12 protein-coding genes and 1 riboswitch are annotated in these 23,311 nt (G+C 75.9%); of the genes, 9 read left to right on the plus strand and 3 right to left on the minus strand.

The genetic code is table 11. The features are described from left to right. From ACIPLC_RS12755 to ACIPLC_RS12770, 4 genes are read left to right on the plus strand one after another with little or no spacing between them, the layout of a single operon-like run. Positions 1-7,416, plus strand: a complete 7,416-nt coding sequence (locus tag ACIPLC_RS12755; protein WP_400472973.1) for an amino acid adenylation domain-containing protein — start codon at positions 1-3, stop codon at positions 7,414-7,416. Continuing rightward, positions 7,409-7,594: an MbtH family protein gene (locus ACIPLC_RS12760; RefSeq protein ID WP_400472974.1), complete on the plus strand. Its 186-nt coding sequence runs from the start codon at positions 7,409-7,411 to the stop codon at positions 7,592-7,594. Before ACIPLC_RS12755 ends, ACIPLC_RS12760 begins: the two co-directional genes overlap by 8 nt. Then, a complete protein-coding gene (locus ACIPLC_RS12765; RefSeq protein WP_400472975.1) occupies positions 7,591-8,979 on the plus strand; it encodes a DHA2 family efflux MFS transporter permease subunit in 1,389 nt (462 codons plus the stop codon). Before ACIPLC_RS12760 ends, ACIPLC_RS12765 begins: the two co-directional genes overlap by 4 nt. Before the next feature lie 46 nt (positions 8,980-9,025). Then, entirely contained in the window at positions 9,026-9,577 is a 552-nt protein-coding gene (locus ACIPLC_RS12770) for a Uma2 family endonuclease (RefSeq protein ID WP_400472976.1), read from the plus strand. Between the two features lie 24 nt (positions 9,578-9,601). On the opposite strand, the gene ACIPLC_RS12775 is transcribed toward ACIPLC_RS12770, so the two are convergent. Then, entirely contained in the window at positions 9,602-10,474 is an 873-nt protein-coding gene (locus ACIPLC_RS12775) for an MBL fold metallo-hydrolase (protein WP_400472977.1), read from the minus strand. A gap of 12 nt (positions 10,475-10,486) precedes the next feature. After that, positions 10,487-10,554: riboswitch (guanidine-III (ykkC-III) riboswitch) on the minus strand. Positions 10,555-10,626: 72 nt separating this feature from the next. Between ACIPLC_RS12775 and ACIPLC_RS12780 the strand changes: the two genes are divergently transcribed. Continuing rightward, positions 10,627-11,478: a zinc-dependent metalloprotease gene (locus ACIPLC_RS12780; RefSeq protein WP_400472978.1), complete on the plus strand. Its 852-nt coding sequence runs from the start codon at positions 10,627-10,629 to the stop codon at positions 11,476-11,478. Positions 11,479-11,610: 132 nt separating this feature from the next. On the opposite strand, the gene ACIPLC_RS12785 is transcribed toward ACIPLC_RS12780, so the two are convergent. Together ACIPLC_RS12785 and fhuB are read right to left on the minus strand one after the other, a co-directional pair. Next, on the minus strand, positions 11,611-12,768 hold the full coding sequence (locus tag ACIPLC_RS12785) for an alpha/beta hydrolase-fold protein (protein WP_400472979.1): 1,158 nt from the start codon (positions 12,766-12,768) through the stop codon (positions 11,611-11,613). Between the two features lie 21 nt (positions 12,769-12,789). Next, positions 12,790-14,955 carry a Fe(3+)-hydroxamate ABC transporter permease FhuB gene (gene fhuB / locus ACIPLC_RS12790; RefSeq protein ID WP_400472980.1) on the minus strand — a complete coding sequence of 722 codons (2,166 nt, stop codon included), beginning with the start codon at positions 14,953-14,955 and terminating at the stop codon, positions 12,790-12,792. Positions 14,956-15,060: 105 nt separating this feature from the next. Between fhuB and ACIPLC_RS12795 the strand changes: the two genes are divergently transcribed. The 4 genes from ACIPLC_RS12795 (at position 15,061) to ACIPLC_RS12810 (ending at position 23,311) form a co-directional block, all read left to right on the plus strand. Beyond that, positions 15,061-16,095, plus strand: coding sequence for an ABC transporter substrate-binding protein (locus ACIPLC_RS12795; RefSeq protein WP_400473034.1), 1,035 nt, complete (start codon positions 15,061-15,063; stop codon positions 16,093-16,095). A gap of 173 nt (positions 16,096-16,268) precedes the next feature. Beyond that, complete coding sequence (locus ACIPLC_RS12800; protein WP_400472981.1) at positions 16,269-17,054, plus strand: ABC transporter ATP-binding protein; 786 nt, start codon at positions 16,269-16,271, stop codon at positions 17,052-17,054. A 195-nt stretch (positions 17,055-17,249) separates the two neighbouring features. After that, complete coding sequence (locus ACIPLC_RS12805) at positions 17,250-18,107, plus strand: DUF4132 domain-containing protein (protein ID WP_400472982.1); 858 nt, start codon at positions 17,250-17,252, stop codon at positions 18,105-18,107. Beyond that, on the plus strand, positions 18,104-23,311 hold the full coding sequence (locus ACIPLC_RS12810; RefSeq protein WP_400472983.1) for a hypothetical protein: 5,208 nt from the start codon (positions 18,104-18,106) through the stop codon (positions 23,309-23,311). Before ACIPLC_RS12805 ends, ACIPLC_RS12810 begins: the two co-directional genes overlap by 4 nt.

The raw sequence follows: 23,311 nt of genomic DNA on the forward strand, positions 1-23,311 counted from the left end.
ATGCCTGCCGTCGAAACCCAGGCCGTCGATGTCCCGCTGCTCGCCGCCCAGGCCGCCATCTGGTACGCGCAGTCACTCGACCCCGACAGCCCGGTCTACAACACCGGCGACGCCGTCGAGATCACCGGCCCGCTCGACGAGGGCCTGTTCGAGGACGCGCTGCGGCAGGCGGTCGACGAGGCCGAGGCGCTGAGCGCCGTCGTCGTCACCGGCCCGGACGGCACGCCCCGCCAGCGGCCGCGCCCCGGCCGCCGCTGGCCGCTGCACCACCTCGACCTGCGCGCCGCGCACGACCCGGCCGCCGAGGCCGAGGCCTGGATGCGCGCCGACCTCGCCCGCCCGGCCGACCTCGCCGAGGGCCCGCTGTTCACCCACGCGCTGATCCGTCTCGCCGACGACCGGTACCAGTGGTACCGGCGGATCCACCATCTCGCCGTCGACGCCTACGCGTTGAACCTCCTCGGCGGGCGCGTCGCCGAGCTGTACACCGCGCACGCCGCCAACACCGAACCCGCCGCGCGCCCGTTCGCCACCCTCGCCGAGGCCGCCGCCGAGGAGGCCGCCTACCGGAACGGCGAGGAGTACCCGGCCGACCGCGCCTACTGGGCCGACCGCCTGGCCGGCGCCGACACCCCGGCGACCCTGCCGGGCACCCCGGCGGGAGCCCCGGGCGCCACCGCACCCGGAGCCCCGACCCCGACCCCGACCCCGACCCCGACCCCGACCCCGACCCCGACCCCGACCCCGACCCCGGCCCTGGCCCCGCTGCGCCTCGCCGCCGAGTTGCCCGCCGGCACCAGAGACCGCCTGGAGCGCGCCGCCACCACCGTCCGCGCCACCTGGGCCGAACTGCTCCTCGCCGCCACCGCCGGCTACCTGCACCGCCTGGCCGGCACCGAGGACGTCGTGCTCGGTCTGCCGCTCGCCAACCGCCGCGGCCCGGCCGCCCTGCGCACCCCCGTCGCCGCCGCCAACGTCCTCCCGCTGCGCCTGGCCGTCCGCCCCGCGGACAGCGCCGAGGCGCTGCTGCGCCGGGTGGTCCGCGAACTGCGCGCCGTCCGCCGCCACCAGCGCTACCCGCTGGAGGACCTGCGCCGCGACCTCGGGCTCACCGGCGAGCGGCGCGCCCTGTTCGGCCCGATGGTCAACATCAAGGCCTTCGAGAGCGATCTCGACCTGGCCGGCCTGCCCGGCGTCGTCCGCAACCTCGCCGCCGGGCCCGTCGACGACCTCGCCGTCGGCGTCTCGCCCGCCCCCGGCGGAGCGCTGCGCCTCGTCCTGGACGCCGACCCCGCCCGCCACGACGCCGCCTCGCTCGCCGCCCACCGCGACGGACTGCTGCGCTACCTCGACGCCCTCACCGACCTGTTGCTCACCGCCCCGCAGACGCCGATCGCCCGGATCGACCTGCTCGGCCCGGACGACCTGCGCCGCGCCACCGCCGGCCGCACGGAGCCGCCGCTGGACCGGACGCTGCCCGAGCTGTTCGCCGCGCAGGCCGCCCGCACCCCGGTGGCAGTCGCCGTCCGCAGCGGCGAAGTCGCCCTCACCTTCGCCGAGTTGGACGCCGCCGCCAACCGCCTCGGCCACCGCCTGAACGCCTTCGGCGTGCGCGGCGGTGCGCCGGTCGCGCTCGCCCTGCCGCGCGGCGTGGACACCCTGGTCGCGATGCTCGGCGTGCTCAAGGCCGGCGGCGCCTGCGTCTCCCTCGACCTCGCCCACCCCCGGCAGCGCCTGGCCGCCGTCCTGGACGACGCCCGCCCGGTCTGCGTGGTCGGCACCGCCGACGCCCTCGCCGAACTGGACCTGCCGGCCGGCCTGCCCACCGTGCTGCCCACCGTGTTGCCCGGGGACGCGGACGGCGAGCCCGCCACCGCGCCCCCGGCCCCCCGGCCCCACCACGCCGCCTACGTGCTGCACACCTCCGGCTCCACCGGCCGCCCCAAGGGCGTCGTCGTCACCCACGCCTCGCTGGCCAACCTGTACGCGGGCCACGGCGAGGACCACATCGCCCCGGCGGTGCGCCGCACCGGCCGCGAACGCCTGCGCGTCGCCCACAGCGCCTCGTTCGCCTTCGACGCCTCCTGGGACCCGGTGCTGTGGATGGTCCACGGCCACGAGCTGCACCTGCTCGACGACGCCACCTACCGCGACCCGGCCGCCCTGGCCGGCCACCTGCACCGGGAACGCGTCGACTACCTCGACGTCACCCCCTCCTACCTCGAAGTCCTGCTCTCCGAAGGCATCCTGGAGGAGGAGTGGCACCGCCCGGCGGTCATCGCGGTCGGCGGCGAGGCCACCCCGCCCGCCCTCTGGCAGCGCCTCACCGCCGTCCCCGGCCTGCACCCGATCGACCTCTACGGCCCGACCGAGACCACCGTCGACGCCTACGCCTGGACGCCCGGACCGGGCGGCGCCCCGGTCGGCCGGGTGGTGCGCGGCTCCCGCGCCTACGTCCTCGACGGCTCGCTGCGCCCCGCGCCCGACGGCGTCGCCGGCGAACTGTACGTCGCCGGCGCCTGCCTGGCCCGCGGCTACCTCGGCCGCCCCGACCTCACCGCCGAACGCTTCCTCGCCGACCCCTTCGGCCCGCCCGGCGACCGGATGTACCGCACCGGCGACCTCGCCCGCCGCCGACCGGACGGCACCCTGGAATTCCTCGGCCGCGCCGACGACCAGGTGAAGATCCGCGGCTTCCGGGTCGAGCCCGGCGAGATCGCCGCCGTCCTCGCCGAACTGCCGGGCGTGGCCCAGGCCGTGGTGATCGCCCGCCCCGGTCCGCAGGGCAAGCGACTGCTCGGCTACGTCGTCCCCGAGACCGTCGCCGAGCCCGTCCCAGAGCCCGTCCCAGAGCCCGTCGCCGAACCTGCCCCCGAACCCGCCGCCGGGCCCGTAGCCGAACCCGCCCCCGCTCCCCGCGCCGCCCTCGACCCGGCCGCGCTGCGGGCCGCGCTCGCCGCCCGGCTGCCCGGGCACATGGTCCCGGCCGCCGTCCTGGTCCTCGACGAACTGCCGCGCACCGCCCACGACAAGCTCGACCACCGCGCCCTGCCCGAGCCCGCCGCCGCCGAGCCCGGCACGGCCCCGGCCACGCCGCAGGAGGAACTGGTCTGCGGGCTGTTCGCCGACGTCCTCGACCTGCCGCAGGCGCCCGGGCGGGACGCCTCCTTCTTCGACCTCGGCGGTCACTCGCTGCTGGCCGGCCGCCTCGCCGCCCGGCTGCGCGAGACCTTCGCCGCCTCCGTCGGGTTCGCCGACGTCTTCCGCCACCCGACCCCGGCCGCGCTCGTCGCCCTGCTCGACGCGCACCCGGGCGGCGAGCCCGAGGCCCGGCCCGCGCTGGTTCCCGTGCCGCGCGCCGACCGGATTCCGCTGTCACCCGCCCAGCGCGGCCTGTGGTTCCTGCACCGGCTCCAGGGCCCCAGCCCCACCTACAACATCCCGCTCGCACTCACCCTCACCGGCCCGCTCGACCGGACCGCCCTCACCCTCGCCCTCGGCGACCTCGCCGCCCGGCACGAGGTGCTGCGCACGGTCTACGGCGAGGAACCGGACGGCACGCCGTACCAGCGGGTGCTGCCGGTCGCACCCGTCGAACTGCACGACGGCACCGAGCTCACCGAAGCCGTCCGCCACGCCTTCGACCTCACCGGTCAACCACCGCTGCGCGCCACCCTGTTCACGTACGGCCCGGCCGAACACACCCTGCTCCTGCTGCTCCACCACATCGCGAGCGACGGCGCCTCCACCACCCCGTTGGTCCGTGACCTGTCCGCCGCCTACACCGCCCGACTGGCCGGTCGCGCTCTTGAACTCCCCGCTCCCGACGTGCAGTTCGCCGACCACGCGGCCTGGCAGCGGCGGCTGCTCGGCACCGCCGAGGCGCCCAGCCCGCTCGCCGCGCGGCAGTCGGAGTACTGGCGCTCCGCCCTGGCCGGCCTGCCCGACCAACTGGAACTGCCCACCGACCGCCCGCGCCCCGCCGTCGCCGGCCACCACGGCGCCACCGTGCCCTTCACCCTCGACGCCGAGGCGCACGCCGCCCTCGCCGTGCTCGCCCGGGCCGCCGGCGGCACCGTCTTCATGGCGGTCCAGGCCGGTCTCGCCGCCCTGCTCGCCCGGCACGGCGGCGGCACCGACATCCCCGTCGGCACCCCGGTAGCCGGTCGCGATGACCCAGAAACCGCCGACCTGGTCGGCTACTTCGTCAACTCCGTGGTCCTGCGCACCGACACCTCGGGCGACCCGACCTTCCGCGAACTGCTCGGGCGGGTCCGCCGTACCGTCCTCGCCGCCCACGAACACGCCGACCTGCCCTTCGACCGCCTGGTCGAGGAGCTCAATCCGCCGCGCTCCCTCGCCCGCCACCCGCTGTTCCAGGTGATGCTCGCCTGGCAGAGCCGCCCCGACGAGACCCACCCGCTGGGCGGCGGCCTCACCGCCCGGATCGCCGCCGTCCCCAGCGGCACCGCCAAGTTCGACCTCACCCTCAATGCGGGCGAACTCCCCGGCGGCGGCATCGGGGGCTTCCTGGAGTACCGCACCGACCTCTTCGACGCCGCCACCGTCGAAGCGCTCGCCACCCGCCTCGCCCGGCTGCTCACCGCCGCCGCCACCGCCCCCGACACCACGATCGGCCGGCTCCCGCTGATCGGCGAGGAGGAGCGGCTCCGCGCCCTCGTCGAGTGGAACGGCACCCCGCACACCTCGGCCCCGGGTGCCACCCTGTCCGAGCTGTTCGAGGTTGCGGCCGCAGCCAACCCGAAGGCCGTCGCGGTCAGTTGCGGAGACGAGCGGCTCGACTACACCGAACTCGCCGCCCGCGCCGACCGCTTGGCCCGGCTGCTGGCCGCCAACGGCATCGGCCCCGGCACCATCGTCGCCCTCGCCCTGCCGCGCTCGCTCGAACTCGTCGTCGCCCTGCTGGCGGTGGCCAAGTCCGGCGCCGCCTACCTGCCGCTCGACCCCGACTACCCGGCCGACCGCCTCGCCTACATGCTGGCCGACGCCGCCCCCGCCGCACTGCTCACCGACCGCGCCACCGCACCCCGGCTGCCCGCCCACCAGGTGCCCCGACTGCTGGTCGACGGACCGGAGTCGGCCGCCCACCCGGCCACCCCGCTGGCCCAGCACGAGCGCACCCGCCCGCTGCGCGCCGAGGACACCGCCTACGTCATCTACACCTCCGGCTCCACCGGCCGGCCCAAGGGCGTGCCCGTCACCCACCACAACGTGGTCCGGCTGTTCCGGTCCACCGACCACTGGTTCGGCTTCGGCGCCGACGACGTCTGGACCCTCTTCCACTCCTACGCCTTCGACTTCTCCGTCTGGGAGCTGTGGGGCGCCCTGCTGCACGGCGGCCGCCTGGTCGTCGTCCCGCACCTGGTCAGCCGCGACCCGGCGGCCTTCCTCGACCTGCTCGCCCGCGAACGCGTCACCGTGCTCAACCAGACCCCGTCCGCCTTCTACCAGCTCAGCGCCGCCGACCGGGACCGCCCCGGCGCCGAACTCGCCCTGCGCTACGTGGTGTTCGGCGGCGAGGCGCTCGAACTGGCCCGGCTCGACGACTGGTACGACCGCCACCCGGAGGACGCGCCCACCCTGGTCAACATGTACGGCATCACCGAGACCACCGTGCACGTCTCCCACCTCGCCCTCGACCGGGCCACCGCCGCCGCCGGAAGCGGCAGCACCATCGGCGTCAACATCCCCGACCTGCGGGTCTACGTCCTCGACCAGCACCTCCAGCCCGTCCCGCCCGGCGTCACCGGCGAGATGTACGTCGCCGGGGCCGGCCTGGCCCGCGGCTACCTCGGCCGCCCCGACCTCACCGCCGGACGCTTCGTCGCCGACCCGTACGCCGACCTGTTCGGCGAACGCGGCACCCGGATGTACCGCTCCGGTGACCTCGCCCGCCGCCGTGCCGACGGCGTCCTGGAGTACTTCGGCCGCGCCGACCAGCAGGTGAAGCTGCGCGGCTTCCGGATCGAACTCGGCGAGATCGAGGCCGTGTTGGCCGCCCACCCGGGCGTCGCCGACGCCGCCGTGGTCGTCCGAGAGGACGCCCCGGGGGACAAGCGCCTGGTCGGCTACGCGGTCGCCACGGCGACCCCTGAGGAGCCGGGTGCCCTCGCCGCCGTCACCCCTGAGGAGCCGCGGGCCCTCGCCGCCGTCACCCCCGAGGACCTGCGCGCCCACGCCGCCGTCACCCCCGAGGACCTGCGCGCCCACGCCGCCGCCGAACTGCCCGCCCACATGGTGCCCTCCGCCGTCGTCCTGCTCGACCGGCTTCCCCTCACCGCCAACGGCAAGCTCGACCGCCGCGCCCTGCCCGCCCCCGAGGCGCCCGCCACCGGCGCCGGACGGCCGCCGCGCACCCCGCGCGAACAGCAGCTGTGCGAACTCTTCGCCGAGGTGCTGGGCGTCGCGGCGGTCGGCGTCGACGACGACTTCTTCGCCCTCGGCGGCCACTCGCTGCTGGTCGTCCGCCTCGCCGGCCGGATCCGCGAACTGCTCGGCCTGGACGTCGGCATCGGCACCCTGTTCCAGTCGCCCACCGTCGCCGCCCTCGACACGGCCCTGGCGGCCGGCTCGCAGAGCGCCGACGCGCTGGACGTCCTCCTCCCGCTGCGGCCCGCCGCGCCCGGACGCCGCGCCCCGCTGTTCGCCGTCCACCCCGCCGGCGGCCTCAGCTGGTGCTACACCGGCCTGATCCGCCACCTGCCCGCCGACCTGCCGATCTACGGCCTCCAGGCCCAGGGCGTCGGCGCCGCCACGGCGGCCCGGCCCCTGCCGGAGACCCTGGAGGAACTGGCCGCGCACTACGTCGACCGGCTGCGCGAGGTCCAGCCCGAGGGCCCGTACCGGCTGCTCGGCTGGTCCACCGGCGGGATCATCGCGCACGCCGTCGCCGTCCGGCTCCAGGACCTGGGCCACGCCGTCGAGTTGCTCGCGATCCTGGACGCCTACCCCGCCGAGGGCTTCCGCGACCTGCCCGTCCCCGACCAGGCCGAGGCGCTGGAGGCGCTGCTCACCATGGGCGGCTACGGCCCCGAGGACCTCGCCGGGCGGCCGCTCGAACTCGCCGCCGTCACCGAACTGCTGCGCCGCGAGGGCAGCCCGCTCGCCGGACTCGACGACGCCACCGTCGCCGCCCTCAACCGGATCTACCTCAACACCAACCACCTCGTCCGGGGCCACGACCACCGCCCCTTCGACGGCGACGTGCTGTTCTTCCGCGCCACCGTCGACACCATCGACGAGACCCTGGTGCCCGAACTCTGGACCCCGTACGTGTCCGGCCGCATCGACAACACCGACGTCGCCTGCTCGCACAAGGACATGACCCTGCCCGCCCCGATCGCGCACATCGCCCGCGTGATCACCGACCACTTGGAGAAGTCCTCCGATGAGTGACGCCCCCGCCACCCCCTTCGACGGCGACGGCGAGTTCCTCGCCCTCGTCAACGACCAGGGCCAGCACTCGCTCTGGCCGGCCTTCGCCGCCGTCCCGGCCGGCTGGAACGTCTCCCACGGCCCGTGCGAGCGCGCCGACGCCGTGCAGTGGATCACCGCCCACTGGACCGACCTGTGACCCCTCCGGCCGTCGAGGCCGCCCCGGCGCGCCCCCTGCTCGCGGGGCGCGCCGCGGTGGTCGTGGTCTACACCGCCGCGATGTGCATGAACGGCCTGGACTCGACCATCGTCAACCCCGCGCTGTTCACCATCGCCGAGGACTTCGGGCGGCCCGTCTCGGCCGCCAACGCCGTCGAGACGGCCTTCCTGGTCGGCCTCGCCGTCGGCCTGCCGGTGGCGGGCTGGCTCGGCGACCGGTTCGGCGTGAAACGGGTCTTCCTCGGCTCCCTGGCCGCGTTCACCCTCGCCTCCGCCCTGTGCGCCGCCGCCCCCGGCCTCGGCTCGCTCGCCGCCGCGCGGGCCGTCCAGGGCGTGGCCGGCGGGCTGCTCACCCCGGTCGGGATGACCCTGCTGTTCCGGGCCTTCGCCCCGCACGAGCGGGCCGGCCTGGGCCGGATCCTGATCGTCCCGACCGCCCTGATGCCCGCCCTCGGCCCGCCGCTCGGCGGCCTCCTCACCGAACACCTCTCCTGGCACTGGCTGTTCCTGGTCAACGTGCCGATCGGGGTCGCGGCCGTGGTGACCGGGCTGATCGGGCTGCGCGCCGAACCGGAGCCGCCGGCGGGCCGCTTCGACACCCCCGGCTTCCTGCTCGCCACCCCCGGCCTCGGGCTGCTCACCTACGCGCTCGGCTTCGGCCCGGCGCACGGCTGGTCCTCGCCCGGAGTGGCGCTCAGCGGCGCGGCCGGGCTCCTCCTGCTCGGCCTCGCCGTACGCCACCAACTCCGGGCCGCCGAACCACTGGTGGACCTGCGGCAGCTCGCCGACCGCACCTTCGGCACCGCCGCCTGGCTGGCCCTGCTCACCTCGGCCGGCCTGATGGGCGCCCTGTTCGTCCTCCCGCTGCTCTACCAGGCCGCCCTCGGGGCCTCGGCCCTCGACGCCGGGTTGAGCGTCTTCCCCGAGGCGATCGGTCTGATGGCCGCCTCCCAGGTGGTCGACCGCCTGCTGCCCCGGCTCGGCCCCCGCCGCCTCGCCCTGCCCGCGCTGCTGCTCGCCGCACTCGTCCTGGCCGCCCTCGGCTTCGCCGAGAACCCGTGGGCCGTACGGGCGTTGATGTTCGCGGTCGGGCTCGTCCTGGGCACCGCCGTGCTCACCGTCCAGATCGCCGGCTTCGCTGACGTCCCCGGGCCCGCGATGGGCCGCGCCATGGGCCTGTTCACCATCGTCCGCACCCTCGGCGGTGCCCTCGGCATCGCCGCCACCGCCGCCCTCATCGGCGCCCTGAACGCCGACGGCGGCTCACCCGGCCCCTACCGTCTCGCCCTCCTGCTCACCGCCGTCCTGGTCGCCGCCGGCACCCTCCTCACCACCCGCCTCCCCCGGGAGGTCGCGGCGCCCTGAACCGCTCCGGCTGCCGTACGGTGGCCGGAGCACTGGAGGAGAGCTCATGAACCCTGAGCGCTACCGTCTTCTCGAAGAGGCCCGGCGCAGTCTCCCGGACGGCTACAAGGTGGAGTTGTCCGGCGACATCATCGTCATGCAGGCGTCGCCGTCGTCGGTCCACCAGCTGAACCTCGCGCTGGTCCAACGCCAGTTCGAGGCGCACTGCCCTCCCGGCTACTTCCCCACCGGGAACAGCGACCTCTCCTCACCCGAGGTCGGCTCCGTGCGCAATCCCGACCTCACGTACCTGCCCGAGGACGTCATCGACCTGGCCGGCCACGACATCCCCGCCGAGTTGGCCCTGATCGCGGTCGAGATCGTCTCCCCGTCCAGTCCCGAGAACGACTGGACGGGGAAGGTCCGCGACTACCCGCGCATGGGCTTCCCGCTCTACCTGATCGTGGACCCGCGGCAGCAGACGGCCACGCTGTTCTCCGAGCCGAACCACGACCGGTACCACACGAGGACCGAGCGGGAGTTCGGCGAGACGATCAGCGTTCCCGAGCCGTTCGGCTTCGAACTGGACCTCTCGCGGCTCGTCCCGTACAAGGACTGATCACCGAGCGCCTGGCCGATGGGCTCAGGCGCTCGGCCAGAGGATCAGGTCGGGCAGGGCGTGCCGGCGCGGTCGGTCGCCGAGGTCGGCGAGTGCGGTGCGGATGGCCCGGAGGTGTCCGACGGTCAGCTGCAGGGGAGGCTCGTCGGGCTGGTGGGTCGTGCGGATGGGGTAGTCGACGCCGGGGGTGCGGGTCATCTCGATGTGGCAGCCGAGCAGGTGCGTCACGGGCCGGCGTTCGGCGAAGTCGATCAGCCGGTCGATGGTGCGGGTGAAGGCCGGCCAGTCGTCGATGTAGAGGCGGCCCGGGTAGACGGTGTCGCCGGTGAGCAGGAGCCCGGTCCACGGGTCGTAGTAGGTGACGGCCGCCGGGTGGTGGCCCGGGGTGGCCAGGCATTCCAGGGCCCGGCCGCCGCCCAGGTCCACCCGCGCGACGGCGTCCGGGTCCTGGTCGAAGCCGAAGTACGGCCAGGCCGTGGCCGGGTCGGCGGCGACCAGTGTCGTGTCGGGCCGGTCGGCGAACTGCGCGTCGCCCGCGACGTGGTCGCCGTGCGGGTGGGTGTGCAGGACGAGCAGTCCGTAGCCGTCGCGGGCCTTGTGGGGGTTGCGGGGGTACCGGGCGAGCCACTGGTCGATCAGCCCGTCGACCACGGTGCGCAGCGGGAAGTACGCGGCGGAGGCGGTGGCCCCGGTGTCGATCAGGACCGCCCGCTCGGCCCCGAACAGCAGGAACAGGAACGGCGCCTCGTAGTTGACCGCCTTGTTCTGCCGCAGGATGACGGTGTGCTCGTCGTACGCGTGGACCTGGATGTCCGGGTCCGTGTTGTGCTTCGCGGACGGGGACCCGTGGATCCACCGCACGTCGAGCGGACGGGCGAGCGGGGCACCGGCGGCCATGACGTCTCCCTCGGTGCGTCGTCTTGGCGGGCCGGGTACGGCGCACATCTCGTCCGGGGCGGGCACCGGCGCGCCGCCACGGCGACGCTAACACGCCCGGGTGACGGGACGGCTTGGCCGCCGTCCGTCCCGGCGACGTACAGTTCCGCTTCATGATCGAGATCGTCGTGGAGCAGCTGGCGGGCGGACGGTGGGACGCCCTGGTGGACGAGGCCCGGGCCCTGGTCGGGGAGCTCGCCGGGCCCGTCGAGGAGACCACCGGCCTCGACCTCGGCCCCGAGGTGTACCTGCGGCTGCTGAACCCCGACGAGTTCGCGCTCCAGCACGAGGCCTACGTGCGCCGCGTCCGCGCGGCCGTCCGCAAGGGCGACGCCCTGGCGGCCGTCGCCGATCCGGCCCGGCGCCAGCAGGCCGACGCCGCGCTGCGCCGTGGGGCGGGCGCGTCCGCGGGCTCCAACCGCACGGTGTCCTGCGTGCCGTCGGCCCGGATGGTCCAGTACGGCGACGGCGGCTGCGTGGCGCTGCTCGCCCCGGCGAACCTGCCCGCCGTGCCGCTGCGCGTCGTGCTGGCGCACCTGCTCACCCACCAGGCCCAGTTGCGCGCGTGCGGCCCCACCCCGGGCGCCGACGCGGTCGCGGCGCTGCTCGTCCACCGGGTGTCCGGCGGCGTGCGGGAGGACGATCCCGTCCTCGGCGCGCTGTGGGAGGGGCACGCCCGGTGGGCCACCCGGCGTCTGCTGGGCACCGATGCGGCGGCGGAGCGCCGGAGGGGCCTGGCCGGCCGGCTGCTGTCCCGCCTGCCGGGCGTGCGCGCGGAACTCGACGACCACGACCGGGCGGAGGCGTTCGTCCGGCACCTCGCGGACACGGCCGGCCCGGCGGCCGTGAACCGCATCTGGGCGGAGCGCGCCCTCGTGCCGGTGCGCCGCGAACTCGCCGCCCCCGGCGCCTGGCTCGCCCGTACCGGCCTGGACCCGCAGGACCGTCCGGCCGACACGCCGTAGCCCGCACCGCTGGCCCGGCGGTCAGGGCGCGGGGAAGCGGCTGTGGCACGGCTCCGGGCTCCGGTGACCGGCGATTGGGGATCGGGAGTCGGAGATCGTTCGTGTCCCGTGGATCGTGCCGGTGACCTCCGGTCAGTCGGCCCGCCCGCCGAGCAGGTGCGCGAGCCCGTCCGCCAGTCCGCCGCGCCAACAGGCGTAGTCGTGGCCCCCGTTGAACTCGCGGTACGCGAGGTCGTAGCCGCGGGCGGTGAGGACGTCGCTCAGGTGGCGGTTCTGTGGGAGCAGCATCCACTCCTGGAGGCCGACCTCGACGTAGAACCGGGCCTCCCGCCGTTGCTCGCGGGCGAATTGGCGGGTCAGCCACTCGCTGCCCTCGTCGAACTCCGTCTCGTCCGGCCACCAGAAGGAACCGGACTGGCAGAGCGCGTTGCCGAAGCGGTCGGGGCGCCGGAACGCGGCGAAGGCGGCGGTGAGGCCGCCTGCGCTCTGGCCGGCGATGACGGTGGCGGCCGGGTCGGTGGTGGTGCCGAACTCCGTTGCCGCCCACGGGAGGAGGCGGTCGGCGAGGAGGTCGACGAAGGCCGGGTTGCAGCTGAGGTCGTCGGGGCGGCCGGGGCCCATGGTGTGGACGAGCAGGGCGACGGTGGGCGGGATCGCGCCGTCCGCCGCCAGGTTGTCGAGGGTGTCGCCGACCGACAGCACCTCGCCCCACATCTCCCCGTCCAGCAGCACGGCCACGGCGAGCGGCCCGTCTCCGGCGAACCGTCCGCCTCCGGCGAACCGCCCGTCCGCCGCGAACGTCCCTGCCCCGGCCGGGAGGTGGACGTCCACCCGCCGCCCCGCCACCTCGTGGGTCACCGTCCGCCCGCGCGGCACGCCCTCGCGCCGCCGGACGTACGGCTGGGTGGGGGCGTCGGGCAGGCTGAGTACGGACGACGGGTGGCGCCCGTCCCGGGCGGGCAGCCGGGGGGCGGTGTCGTACGGGTCGGGGCGGGCGTGGTCGAGGACGCGCAGCCAGTCCGCCCGGGTGGTGCCGGGGGCGTCCCCCCGGAACGGGTACAGCTGGTAGGACGCCCGGTGGTCGGCGCGCAGCCGGTAGGTGATCGACCAGCGGCCGTCGTCGCGGCGGGTCATCAGGTGCGGGGCGAGGTCGCCGGCGTGCCGGTCCTTGTCGGTGACGGTGTGCAGGAGCGCGAGCACGCCGTCGTACGACGCGTCCTCGTGCACGAAGGTGACCAGGCGGTAGGCGGGGTCGGCCGGATCGGGCGCGACCAGGGGAAGGGTTTCCATCGGCGGGACTCCTCGGGGAGGTTAGGCGGGGGTGCCCTTGCGGACGAGCAGCACCCAGAGCAGGAAGGGGCCGCCGAGGACGGTGGTGACGATGCCGACCGGGATCTCCACCCCGCCGATCAGCACCCGCCCCACGGTGTCGGCGAGCACGACGAGGACGGCGCCGGTGAGCGCGGAGCCGAGGACCGGCACGCGCGCCGGCCCGGCCAGGCGGCCGGCGATCACGGGCGCGGCCAGCGCGACGAAGCCGACCGGGCCGCACACGCCGACCGCCAGCCCGGCCAGTGCGACGGCCAGCAGCAGGCAGACGAGCCGGACCCGGCCGGGGTCGACGCCCAGCGAGGCGGCCACGCTGTCGTCGAAGCGCAGCACCGCCAGCCGCCGGGCCACCGCCAGTGCGAGCGGCACGAGCACGGCCAGCCCGATCAGGACCGGGGTGGCGATCGCGTAGTCCCGCCCGTTGAGGCTGCCGGAGGTCCAGACGTACAGCGAGCCGGCCGAGTTGAGCGAGCGCCGGGCGAGCGCGACCTGGATGACGGCCGAGGCGAGGGCGGACATCGCGAGGCCGACGACCAGCACCCGGTAGCCCTGTGCGCCGAGTCCGCCGGAGACCAGGGTGACGACCAGGACGGCGGCCAGCGCGCCGAGCGGGCCGGCCCACCAGGCGCCGAAGGTGCCGGAGGCGGTGGCGGAGATCAGGACGGCGGCGGTGGCGCCGTCGTTGACGCCGAGCAGTTCGGGGGTGGCGAGACGGTTGCGGGCGAGGGTCTGGGTGAGGCAGCCGGCCAGGCCGAGGGCGGCTCCGGCGGCCAGCCCGGCGACGATCCGGCCGAGCCGGAACTTCTGCACCAGCAGCACGTCCAGCCGGTCGCCGTAGCCGAACACGGCCTGGAGGGTGCGGCCGAGGCCGAGTTCGCTCTGCCCGGCGTGGGCGGACACGACGACGACGGCGAGCAGGGCCGCGGCCAGGGCGAGCGAGGCGAGCAGCGCCCGCCGGGGGAGCAGTAGCGACCACGCGCCGCGCCGCAGCACCAGGTCGGGTTCAGGGCGCGTCGGCTCGGACCGCCGGCCGGGGGCGGGCTCGGCCGGGTCGGCCATGCCGAGCGCGGCGGTCCGGCGGGAGCGGACGATCGCGATCAGCGCGGGGGCGCCGACCAGGGAGACGATCACCGACACCGGCGCCTCGAACGGGCGGGCCACCACCCGGGCCAGCACATCGGCCCCGGTCAGCACGGCGGCGCCGAACAGCCCGGCGAGTACGGTGAGTTGTCCGACCCGGGGGCCGGCGACGGCCCGCGCCAGGAACCCGGCGAGCAGACCGAGGAAGGAGATCGGCCCGGCGAGCGCGACGGCCGAGGCGGTCAGCAGGGTGACCGCGAAGGCGACCGCGGCCCGGGTGGCGCCGGGCCGGTGACCGAGGCCGCGGGCGAGGTCGTCGCCGAGCGCGAGCGCGGTGAGCGGCCGGGTGGCGAGCAGGGCGAGCAGGAAGCCCGCGCCGAGCACGGGGGCGAGCTGGCGCAGCGTCGCCCAGCCCTCCACCCCGGCCAGCGAGCCCAGCACCCACACCCGGTACCGGTCGTACGCCTCGGGCGAGTTGACGATCAGCACGCCGGTGAGCCCGCCGAAGGTGGCGCCGACCGCCGAGCCGCCGAGCACCAGCCGCATCGGCGACCCGCCCCGGGCGCCCGCGATGAGCAGCACCAGGGTGCTGGCGAGCACCGCGCCGCCGAAGGCGAAGGCCAGGTACCCGTACGAGGTCTGGACGCCGAGGACGGCGATGCCGAGCACGACCCCCAGCGAGGCGCCGGCGTTGACGCCGAGCAGTCCGGTCTCGGCGAGCGGGTTGCGGGTGACGGACTGCAACTGTGCCCCGGCGACCCCGAGCGCGGCGCCGACCAGCAGGGCGGTGGCCGTGCGGGGCAGGCGCAGGTCGCCGACGACGAGGGCGAGCCGGCCGTCCGCGCGGGCGCCGTCGCGGTTCAGCAGGTAGTCCAGCACCCGCCCGGGGCCGACCTCGCCGGCGCCGACGGACAGCGAGAGTGCGGCGAGGGCGAGCAGGACCGCGACCGCGCCGAGGGCGATCGGCCAGGCGGCGCGGCGGCCGTCCCCGCGCGGAGGCGGCGGGGGCGGCGGGGCGCCCGGCTCGGTGCGGGACGTCCCGGGGGCGCCCACTTGCGACAATGTCATAAGGTAAGGCTAACCTAATGGGCGCATCGTCCTGTGGGCACCGCCACCGTGCCGAGCTGCCCGGACGCCGCCCAACTCTCGTACCACCGCTGCCCGGAGGCACCCATGCCGTTCGCCCAGAGCCCGCTCCACCCCGTCCGCCGCCGCGCGGCCAGGGCGCTGGCCGTCACCGGGGCGGCCGCCCTCCTGCTCGCCGGGTGCGGCTCGTCCGGGTCCTCCTCGGGCTCGTCCGGTTCCTCCGGCTCCACGGGGAACTCCGCGGCCGCCGGCAGCCCGGCGGCGGACGCGGCCGGCGGCAAGCGCACCGTCAAGGACGCCACCGGCAAGGCCGTCGAGATCCCCGCCGCGCCCCAGCGGATCGTCACCCTCACCCAGGAGGACCTCGACGCGGTGCTCGCCCTCGGCGTCAAGCCGGTCGGCATCACCAACGGCCAGGGGCTCAACGAGCCGCCCGCCTACCTCAAGGACAAGGTCCAGGGCGTCCCGGTGGTCGGCAACCTGCTGCAGCCCGTGATGGACAAGGTGATCGCCGCCAAGCCCGACCTCATCCTGGCCGGCGACATGCAGGACGAGCAGATGCTCAAGCAACTGCGCGAGATCACCCCCGCCACCCTCGTCACCATGGCGCCCACCGACGACTGGAAGCTCGCCTTCCGCGGCATCGGAAACGCCGTCAACAAGCTCGACCAGGCCGCCAAGGTGATCACCGACTACGAGGCCAAGGCCGCCAAGGCCGGCGGAGACCTCGGCAAGAACAAGGGCGCGGCCGTCTCCATCGTCCGCTGGAACCCCACCGGGCCGAGCTGGATGGAGAAGAAGCAGTTCGCCAGCGGCGTCGCCCTCGACATGGGCCTCACCCGCCCGGCCGCGCAGGACAAGGACGGCAACGCGCACAGCCCGGCGCTCAGCCTGGAGAAGCTCGCCGAGATCGACGGCGACTGGCTGTTCCTGTCCACCCTCACCGACGACGGCAAGACCGCGCTCAAGGACGTCCAGTCCAAGCCCGCCTACCAGGAGTTGAACGCGGTGAAGAACAACCACGCCGTCACCGTGGACGGTTCGGTCTGGTCCACCCGCGGCGGCCCGCTCGCGGCCGACGTCGTCATCGGCGACATCGGCAAGGCGCTCGCCGCCTCCTGACCGGTCCGCGCCCGCGTTGTGGCCCGTGCCCGTGTCCGTCCGGGCCCGTACCCCTGTCCGTCCGGGTCCGTGCCCGCGTTGTGGCCCGTGCCCGGGGCGGTCCGCGCCCGTGCCTGGCCGGCCGGCACCTCGCCCGGCCGGCCCGCTGCCCCCTCCAACCGAAGGAATCCGCGATGGAGTTGACGATCCAGGGCCTCACCGCCGGCTACGGCCCCGGCCGCCCGGTGCTCGCCGGCGTCGACCTCACCGTCCCGGCCGGCCGGGTGGTGGCCGTCGTCGGCCCGAACGGCTGCGGCAAGTCCACCCTGCTGCGGGCCGTCGCCCGGCTGCACCGGCCGGACGGCGGGCGGGTGCTGGTCGGCGGCGAGGACGTCTGGCGGCTGCGGCCGCGCCAGGCCGCGCACCGGGTCGCGCTGCTCCCGCAGAGCCCGCAGGCCCCCGAGGCGGTCACCGTCGCCGGACTCGTCCGCTACGGCCGCCACCCGCACCAGGGGCTCTTCCGTCAGTGGTCGGCCGACGACGAGCGGCTCACCGCGCGGGCGCTGCGCGCCACCGGCGTCGAGGAACTCGCCGACCGCCGGCTGGACCGCCTCTCCGGCGGCCAGCGGCAGCGCTGCTGGCTCGCCATGGTGCTCGCCCAGGACGCGCCCGTCGTGCTGCTCGACGAACCCACCAGCGCGCTCGACCTCGGGCACGCCGTCGAGGTGCTGGAACTGGTCCGCGAGGTCGCGGCCGACGGGCGGACCGTCGTCATGGTGCTGCACGACCTCGCGGCGGCGGCCCGCTACGCCGACCTGGTCGTCGCCCTGCGCGACGGCTCGGTGGTGGCCTGCGGCCCGCCCCGCGAGGTGGTCGACGCACCGCTCGTGCGCGCGCTGTACGACATCGACAGCGACGTCCTCGCCGCCCCCGGTGACGGCGCGCCCGTGATCGTCCCCCGGGCGGCGTCGGCGGGCTGACGGCGTGCAGGCGGTCGGTGGTTGGCGGTCGGCGGTTGACGGGTGGCGGGGCAGGCGGCGTGCCGTCGGGCCCCGTTCACTCGTTCGACGGGTTTGCGCCCCGGAGGCCGCGGAACGGCCTCCCCGGCCGCCGCTTTGTCAGTGGGCCTCGCTACGTTCCTCGCATCGCTGACCGGCAGGTGGGAGGAGACGTTCGTGGCATGGGTGGAGACAGGCGCGGGAGGGTACCGCGTCGCGCTCGACGGAGAGGGCAAGGTGGTCTGCCGCAACGCGGCGGGCCGCGAGCTGAAGTCCCTGCCGCCGAAGCTCGGTGACGATCCAGTGGTCACCCAGCTCCGGCAGCTCACCGAGTGGCTGGCCGCGCACGAGCGGCGCTGCCAGGAGGACGTCGAGCGGTGGATGGTGCGCTCGCTGCCGGTGCCCGCCGCCGTGCTGACCGCGGTCTGGGCGGACGAGGCCTGGCAGGCCGTCCTGCGTGACCTGGTGGTCACCGGTCCGGACGGCGCCGTCGCCGGCTTCCTGCGCGGTGCGGACGCCGAGCGCGGGCTCGGCCTGGTGGACCTGGACGGCGACACCGTCCGCCTCACCGACGGCGAGATCCTGATACCGCACCCCGTGCTGCTTCCGGACCTCGACGACCTGCGCGAGTTCGCCGTCGAACTCGGCGTGTCCCAGCGCGTGCCGCAGCTCTACCGGGAGGTCTGGCACCGGCCGGACGAGCCCCCGGTCGGCACCGAGGTCACCACCTACGCCGGCGGCCGCTACCGGGAGCTGCGCGAACTGCTCGGGCGCTGCGCCCGGCTCGGCCACCGGGTGCGCGGCGGCTCCGCCGTCCAGCCCGTGGTGGAGGCGGGGCGCACCGTCGAGGCCCGGGTCTGGGTGGGCGACTACTACGAGTACGACGCCTGCGAGACGGGCGCGCTCAGCTGGGCGGGCCCGGACGGCCGGGCGCTGCCGCTCGCCGAGGTCGGCCCGGTCGCCTGGTCCGAGGGCATGCGGATGGCCGCCGCACTGTACGCAGGCCGCACCATCGAAGGGGAGGACGCCGCATGACCGCCACCGGACTCGACCAGAGGGCCGTTCAGGACACCGACCGGACGGCCGCTCAGGACACCGGGCCGCACGAGCGGCTGCTCGACGCCGGGGCCGTGCTCCCGCCCGGGGCCCTACCCGGCGCCGGCCGCCCCGACAGCGCCGCCGACGTGCTCACCGCCCGCGCCTACACCCATCCCGCGCTCGACGGGCGCCGGATCGTCCGACTGGTCCCCGGCGCGCTCGGACCGGCCGAGGACCTCGCCGTCGACTTCCTCGGGCTGGTCCCCGACGGCGCGCCCGCCGAGGTCGGCCAGGTCCGCCAGGAGGCGCTCGGCTTCCCCGCCTGGGCGCTGGTCCACGACCCGGCCAACGGGCACCACGCGCTCGCCCTGGTCAAGGAGATGGAACGGCTCTCCCGCCAGGCCCGGTCCAAGCCCGGCGCCGCCAAGGACGGGTTCGAGGCGCTCGCCGCCCGCCTCGGCCGCGCCGTGCCGCACTTCCTGCCCACCTTCTGCGAGGAGGTCGGCCGGATCTTCCTCGCCCACGGCAACCAGACCTACGCCGCCAGCTACTTCGGAAAGGCCCGCGAGGCCGAGCGCACCTACCGCCTGACGGTCGACGAGGAGCGGCTGCGCGCCGTCTTCCTGGAGTTCGCCCTGGCCGGCGCCCTCACCGTCAAGTCCCTGCGCCAGTACGTCAAGGAGCTCGCCGGGCGGCTCGACCCGCTGGCCGCCTGGCAGCGCTTCCGCCAGCTCTGCACGGAGCGCTCCGCCGCCGGCATGGCCCCCTACGCCGGAGTCGCCGAGGACGCTCGCGCGCTGATCAAGGCCGCCGGGCTGGACCGCGCCGAGCACGAACAGGCGCTGCTCGCCGAACTGCTGGCCGCCCCGGGCGTCAACCGGGCGCCCGGGGCGTTCTGGAAGTCCTGGCACGGCCCCCTGATCGAACTCGGCCGGCGCGACCCGGCGGTCCGGGCCCGCCTGCTGGAGCTCATGCCCGACCCGGCCGGCACCGACGCCGTCCTGAACGACACCGCCTGGCTCGGTCTGCTCGCCGAGACCGGGGCCGAGCACCTGCTCACCGGCCCGCGCACCGAGGGTGCCGAGACCGCCGAGCCCGCTGCCGCGTGGCTCCAGCGCTGGTGCCACCACCTCGGGCGCGGCTGGAGCTCCCGGCCCAGTTGCGCCGCCACCGTCGCCCTGGCAGGCCGGATGGCCGAGCGGCTGCGGGCCGACGGCGTCCCGGTGGACCTGTACACCGGCGTCTGCCACAGCCAGACCCAACTCGACCTGCTGGACCGACTGCTCGCCGACGGCGTGCCCGTCGCCGACCCGTCGGCCACCCTCCAGTTCGACCTCAAGGGCTGGGTCGACCAGTGCGGCCCCGACAGCACCGGCCTCGCCGCCGTCGCCGCCGACCCGCGCTTCCGGCCCGCCCTGCGTGCCGCGACCCCGCCCGCCTGGGAGACCGCCGTCAAGCGGCAGGTGCCCGCCCTGCCGCTGCTGCGCCGACTGTTCGAGGAGTGGGCCGAACTCCGGGCCGACGAGCTGGCCGCCGCCCGCGGCCTGGCCGGCGCCGCCGACCTGGCGCGCTCGCTGAGCCAGTACCGCACCGCCGTGCGGGCCGTCGCCCCGGCCGCCGCCGAGCGGATCGCCGCCCTCGACGTCACCGCCCTGCTGGCCGGGGCGCTCAGCGCCGGCATCCTCGACGAACTCGGCTGGCCCGCCCTGGAACAGGCACTGGCCAAGCTCGCCGACCCCGTCAAGCCCGCAGACCCTGCGGACTCCACCGGCCCCGACTCCACCGGCCCGGACCCTGCCGGCCTGGACCTCACCGGCCCCGACTCCGAGCCGTACGACGCCCCCGGTCTCAGTGGCGGGAGCCTCACCGGCCTGATCGTCGAGGACGCCTGGCCGAACCTGATCCTCGCCCGCCACGACCAGGCCGTCGTGGTCGGCCCGCAGGGCGTCCTGCTGGAGCACACCCTGCGCCTGCCCCCCGCGAAGGAGCGCTGGAACCAGCCCCGGCTGCGCTTCGTCGACGGCGAACTCCTCGTCGCCTGGTACCAGGACGGAAAGCAGCACGCCTACTGGTCCAGCCGGCCCGGCGAGGTCGTCGAACTCGGCGGCGAGACCATCGCCGGCTACCACTACGGCGACCGGGCCCCAGAGGCCCCCTCCCTCCCGCTGCCCGGCGGCGGCCGCACCACCGGCGAACGCCCGCTGCACCCCGGCGACACCCGGATGCCCGGCGAACACCGCGTCCTCGGCGACGGCACCGGCCACTGGACACTGCGCTACGGCCAGGACGGCGCCGTCCTGCGCGAACTCGACCCGCACACCGGCGCCCTCGGCCGCGCCGCCGAACCGCCCGTGATCGCCGCCACCGCGGCCGCCGGAAGACTCACCCCCGGCCGCGCCCGACTGCTGCCGCTCCAGCCCGGCCTGGAGCGGACACCGCTCGGCACCGACGGCACCGTGCTCGGCAGCTGGATCCGGGTCGACCCCGGACGCGCCGTCACCACCAGCACCGCCGACGGGCGCACCATCGTCCTGCCGATCACCGACCGCCACCCCGACAGCGTCCCGGTCGGCCGCCTCACCCTCCCCGGCGAGGCCCGCCCGGTCGTCACCGAGGCGCAGCGCGACGGCCTCGCCCTCACCCTGCCCGACCTGGCCGCGGACACCGACCGCACCACCGACCTGCGCCCCTGCCGCCCGGGTGACCTCGCCGCCGCCGGCACCGCGTTCGTCCCGCCGCTCGACCACTGGCACGCCCTGCGGCCCCGCGACGAGGCGGGCTCACTCGTCCTGCGCACCGTCGGCACCGAGCAGGCCGCCCGCCTGATCGACGCCGCCTGGCCGACCGACAGCCGGCCGGTGCCCGAGGAGGAGCAGCGCTGGATCACGGTCCAGGGCGTCCGGCGCCCGCTCGCCCAGTCCGGCAGCGCCCGCCGCACCCTGCCCGTCCAGGCGGTCGGCGCCATCCTGCCCGGCGTCAGCCACCCGCTGCTGCTCGCCGGGGTCGCCGGGCTCGCCCGCACCGCCGCCGACCTGCTCGACCGGACCGCCCGGTTCCTCCCGCAGCCGGAGGCCGACAAGCCGACCAAGGCCGAGGCCGCCGAGTACCGGCCCGAGCACGGCCGCGACCACGAACTGCGCGAAGCCGTCACCACGCTCCTGCCCGACGTCGCCTGCTTCGGCCCCAGCTGGGGCGCCGGAGACCGGTGGCGGGTGCTCAACAACCTGCGCACCGTCACCGCCGTCCTGGCCGCCCCGCCGGCCGCCACCGGCGACGGCTGGAGCACCCCGGCCACCGTCACCCTGCAGTACGGCGACACCCACCACGGCTGGCTCCACCTGCTCGGCCGCCTCGACACCCTCGCCTACGCCGTGGCCGCCCCGCTCACCGAACCGGCCCACCGCTCCAGCCTCGCGCTGCTCCTCGGCGAACTGACCGAGGGAGTGCTCGCCGACCGCGGCGCCACCCTGCGCGAGATCGTCCTCGGCGAACCCGTCGAGCTCGCCGCCCGCGCCGACCGCCACCGGCCCGCCGTCAACCGCGAGGGACAGGTGCTGCGCCACGGCGACCGCACCGTCGTCATCCTCGGCCACCGCCAGCACCACGACGGCACGGAGCAGTGGTACGCCGTCGACCACGACCCGAGCGGCGCGTTCGGCCCCGTCGCCCACTTCACCACCGTCAAGGAGCGCGGCACCGAGGAGCGGATCAGCGCCGCCTGGGCCGCCGAGTTCCGGCAGGCGGCCGCGCTGCACGGCGGCGTTCCCGGGGAGCCCGCCCGCGCCGCCGCCTTCGGCGAACTCACCGGGATCGGCGCCGCCCGTGCCGCCCTGCTGCTCAGCCCGCCGCCCGGGCTCTTCCAGTGGCACAGCGCCGTCCTGCCCGCCGACCGGCTCGCCGAGTACGGCCTCAAGTCCACCGAGGCCAAGGCCGCCCGGGAGTGGCTGCGCGACCGCGACCGGGCCGCCCTCGCCGACGTCTGGGGCGCCCTGCTGCCCGCCGACCCGAGGACCCTCTGGACCGAGGGCCCCGACCTCGATGCCGGGGCCGCCGCCTGGATCCGGCACTTCGGACGGCTCGTCACCCTCCCCGAGGCCGCCCTGGCCACCGTCAAGGGCGCGCGGATCGAACACATCGAGGCGGTGCTCAACCCCGTACAGACCCCCTGGCTGACCGGCACCACCACCTTCCGGCTCAGCGACGACGGCCGGGCCACGCCCCAGTTGCTGGCCGAGGACCCGAGCGCCGCACCCGAATCCGGCGACCTCGGGCGCACCGTCGACGCCCTGCGCTGGCTCGCCTACCACCTGCCCGCCGACAGCCCGTTGCGCCCGCTGCTGCCCACCACCGCCGCAGCGCTGCGCAGCCGTCTCGCCGACCCCGACCTGCTGCTCGACTTTCACCTCGTCCACACCAGCAAGGGCGCTTCGATGTCGGCCGTCCTGCGCACCCACTTCGGCCTGCCCGCCGCGGACGGGACCGACCCGATCGGACTGGTCGACTGTGGCCCCGCCCTCATCCTGACGCCCTACCACGGTGAGTACGAGCGGATCTGGCTGCGCCCGGCCGGGCTCACCGGTCCCGACGACCCGGTGCTCGAACTGATCGGAGGGCTGGGCGACAACTACTGGCTGGACACCGAGCGGCCCGCCGTCGAGGCCGTCCTGCGCGGGGACGTGGAGCGACTGGCCACCTCCGCCGCGGGCGCTGCCTTCACGGACGCCGCGGCGGCCGACGACGGCCAGGCCTGGCTACAGCACCCGCAGCTCACCGTCCCCGCCCTGGTCACCGAGGCGGCCCAGGCCCACGGCCTCGGCGAGGACGCCGCCGCGCTCTACCTCCAACTGCTGGCCCTGCCCGACCCCACCGACCGCAACGTCGCCCGCTGGACGGGCTGGAAGCCCGCCAGGCTCAAGCGCGCCCGCGCCGAACTCGCCGCCACCGACCTGGTGCTGGAGGCCAAGCGGGCCCGGGCCGGCCGCACCCTCTTCCTGCCCGGCGGCTGGCAGGAGGCCAAGGCACCCGCCCTGCCCGCCGAGACCTGGAAGGCCGCCCTCTACGAACTGCCCACCCACCGCGCCTCGCTGCCCCACCTGCCCGTCCCGGAGCTGTTCGCCCGGGCCTGGCAGCGGATCCTCGACGGCGACGCCCCCGGCTACGAAGAGCTCCAGACCAGCAAGCGCAGGAAGGCCCGCCGATGA

Source organism: Kitasatospora sp. NPDC086801 (genome assembly GCF_044745805.1).
Lineage (GTDB): Bacteria > Actinomycetota > Actinomycetes > Streptomycetales > Streptomycetaceae > Kitasatospora.

Bases quoted from the DNA above. Each gene is read 5' to 3' on its own strand.
- ACIPLC_RS12775 (WP_400472977.1), bottom strand. From the start codon at position 10,474: ATGGCCGCCGGTGCCCCGCTCGCCCGTCCGCTCGACGTGCGGTGGATC.
- ACIPLC_RS12755 (WP_400472973.1), top strand. From the start codon at position 1: ATGCCTGCCGTCGAAACCCAGGCCGTCGATGTCCCGCTGCTCGCCGCC.
- ACIPLC_RS12770 (WP_400472976.1), top strand. From the start codon at position 9,026: ATGAACCCTGAGCGCTACCGTCTTCTCGAAGAGGCCCGGCGCAGTCTC.
- ACIPLC_RS12780 (WP_400472978.1), top strand. From the start codon at position 10,627: ATGATCGAGATCGTCGTGGAGCAGCTGGCGGGCGGACGGTGGGACGCC.
- ACIPLC_RS12800 (WP_400472981.1), top strand. From the start codon at position 16,269: ATGGAGTTGACGATCCAGGGCCTCACCGCCGGCTACGGCCCCGGCCGC.
- ACIPLC_RS12785 (WP_400472979.1), bottom strand. From the start codon at position 12,768: ATGGAAACCCTTCCCCTGGTCGCGCCCGATCCGGCCGACCCCGCCTAC.
- fhuB (WP_400472980.1), bottom strand. From the start codon at position 14,955: ATGACATTGTCGCAAGTGGGCGCCCCCGGGACGTCCCGCACCGAGCCG.
- ACIPLC_RS12760 (WP_400472974.1), top strand. From the start codon at position 7,409: ATGAGTGACGCCCCCGCCACCCCCTTCGACGGCGACGGCGAGTTCCTC.
- ACIPLC_RS12795 (WP_400473034.1), top strand. From the start codon at position 15,061: ATGCCGTTCGCCCAGAGCCCGCTCCACCCCGTCCGCCGCCGCGCGGCC.
- ACIPLC_RS12810 (WP_400472983.1), top strand. From the start codon at position 18,104: ATGACCGCCACCGGACTCGACCAGAGGGCCGTTCAGGACACCGACCGG.